Source organism: Mesorhizobium album (genome assembly GCF_033977205.1).
In the GTDB taxonomy this organism is placed as follows: domain Bacteria; phylum Pseudomonadota; class Alphaproteobacteria; order Rhizobiales; family Rhizobiaceae; genus Mesorhizobium; species Mesorhizobium album.
On sequence record NZ_JAVIIW010000105.1, the window covers coordinates 1 to 2,335 of the forward strand.

Annotated in this window: 1 protein-coding gene; it reads left to right on the forward strand. The window is 69.3% G+C overall.

The genetic code is table 11. The features are described from left to right. On the forward strand, nt 1-2,335 hold a 2,335-nt coding region (locus RFN28_RS34305), incomplete at both ends, for a shikimate kinase (RefSeq protein ID WP_320291549.1).

The window sequence follows — 2,335 nt, forward strand, 5'->3', positions numbered from 1 at the left end:
GACGCCAGGGAGCGCGTCGAGCTCCTGCTCGACCACTGCCGGGCGCGCATCGATCCGCGGCCCGACGGCTACAACCCGCACGATCTGCATGAAAGCGCCATCAACCTGTTGAGCGTCGGCATCAAGGTCGGCACCGACGCCTACAAGTCCGACACCGGGGCGCGGCTGTTCATGAAGAAGAGCGCCGATCTGCAGCGGCTCCTGCAGCAGGTCCCGGGCCTGAAGCCGGCGCCCTATGTCAAGGCGCTGGCGGCAACGCTGCACCAGGGCCGCTTCGACGTCGACGCCAGCCTGGCGGATCTGAAGGACAATCCGACACTGGCGGCCTCGGTCATGGAGGCCTCGATCAAGCTTGCCGCCGCGAACGGCATCCTGCCCAGCCCCTTGGACGTCGCGGCAGCCGACGACCCCGCCGCCACGATCACGCTGAGCCGCGAGCAGGCCCTGGAGCACGCCAGGCGCGCAGCCCAGCGCGCCGCGGCGGAGGAAGGCGCCATCACCGCGACCGCGCAGGCGGTCGCCGCGCTTTTGCGGCAGGCCGGCATCGAGGTGACCATGCCGCATCTCGAGCAGCGCCTGCGCGGGCGCGATTCGATGGCCGACGGGCTCACCGGCCAGAGCGTGAGCGCCGCGCCCGAGGCCCAGCTGCTCACCAATGCGGTGCGCCATGTCTTCGAGATCCCGGACGCGGCCCTGACGCGCGCCTTCAAGACGGCCGTGCTGGCCTTCGAGGAGCGCGGCTGCAGCGAGGTCGAGACCACCAACTGGTTCAGGATGCGCACGCCGAGCTTCCTCGCCATCCGCACCGTGTTCAGCACCCCGCAGGGCTATCGCTTCGAGGCCGAGTTCCATACGCCGGCCAGCTACCGGGCCAAGCTCGCCAACCACGACCTCTACAAGCAGATCGGCTGGCTGCGGCGGCATCCCGGGCCGGACGCCGAGCAAAAGGCCGACGAGCTCGTGCAGAGCGTGCGGGACAGATGCCTCGAGGTCGCCATTCCCCCCGACGCCTCCAGCATCCCCCACTGGGGCTCGTCGGGCCACAGCCGGTCGCGGACGGCTGGGGCCTCCAGGTTGGCCACCGCCGACCGGGCAAGCCAGCCCGCGGCCCCCCGCTCGCCGCAGGCCGGCGCGATCATAGCCGCCCTCGGCATGCGCCCGGTGGTGCTGGTCGGCATGCCGAGCAGCGGCAAGTCGACCATCGGCCGCGAGCTTGCCGGCAAGCTGGGGGTGAAGTTTGTCGACACCGACAAGGAAATCGTGCGCGAGCACGGCAATCTGAGCGATCTGTTCGCGCGCCAGGGCGAGGCCCACTTCAGACAGCTGGAGGCCGAAGAGCTCGCCAAGCAGCTGGAGAAGGGGCCGATCGTCATCGCAACCGGCGGCGGCGGCTTCATCGAGCCCAACAATCGAGCCCTGATCGGCGAGAAGGCGGTGTCGGTCTGGCTCGACACCAACCCGCAAGTGATCCGCAGACGCCTCAGGAACGACACCAGCCGGCCGCTGCTGCAAGGCCCCGACGGCGAGCAGACGCTAAGCCGCATGTTCGACGAGCGCCGGCCGCTCTACCAACAGGCCGATATCACGGTGGTGCCGCCCTCCGCAAAGGACAAGGAGAACGCCGAGCCTTGCGTGAAGGCGCTCCACGCCTACCTGTGCGGCGGCGAGGACGCAGCCGCACAGACCCTTGCCAACGAGACCCCTGCTAACGAGACACATGCCAACGAGACACAGGCCAACGAGGCGCCTGCTCCTGAGACGCCTGCCGCTGCCGAGATGCCCGCCGCTGCCGGGACATCAGCCATCTCCGACGCTCCCGGCATCGCAGTCGACGTGCCACCTGGCGTTCGGCCGACCGAGCGCCAGGCAGCCGGGCTTCCCCCGGTAGCCGCTGCAGCGCATCGGCTGGCGCTTGGCGCCACCCAATGGCTCCTGGACGACCATATCACGGCCGATTACGCGCTGCTTGGCGAGGCCTTGCACGCGGCCAGTCCCGACATCGCCGCCCGGATCCGATTGGTCGAGCCTTCGGTGACCCATCTGTTGCGCATGACCGAAGACGAGGCCGAAGCGGCCGCCATCTTCCACGGCATCGCCGGCGGCGGGGGCAATTTGGCGGAGGCCAGGACCGACTTCGTGTTCCTTCCCCTCAACAATGCCGCGCTTGGCGAGCAGGGCACCCACTGGTCGCTGCTGTTTGTCGATCTGCGCGGCTCCCAGCCGCTCGCCTCTCATTACGACTCCTCAGGCGGCCAAAACAGCGCGCTGGCACAAGAGCTCGCCGCAAAGCTGGGCGCCCGCCTGAAGCCGGTGCTGATGGCCCAGCAGGACAACA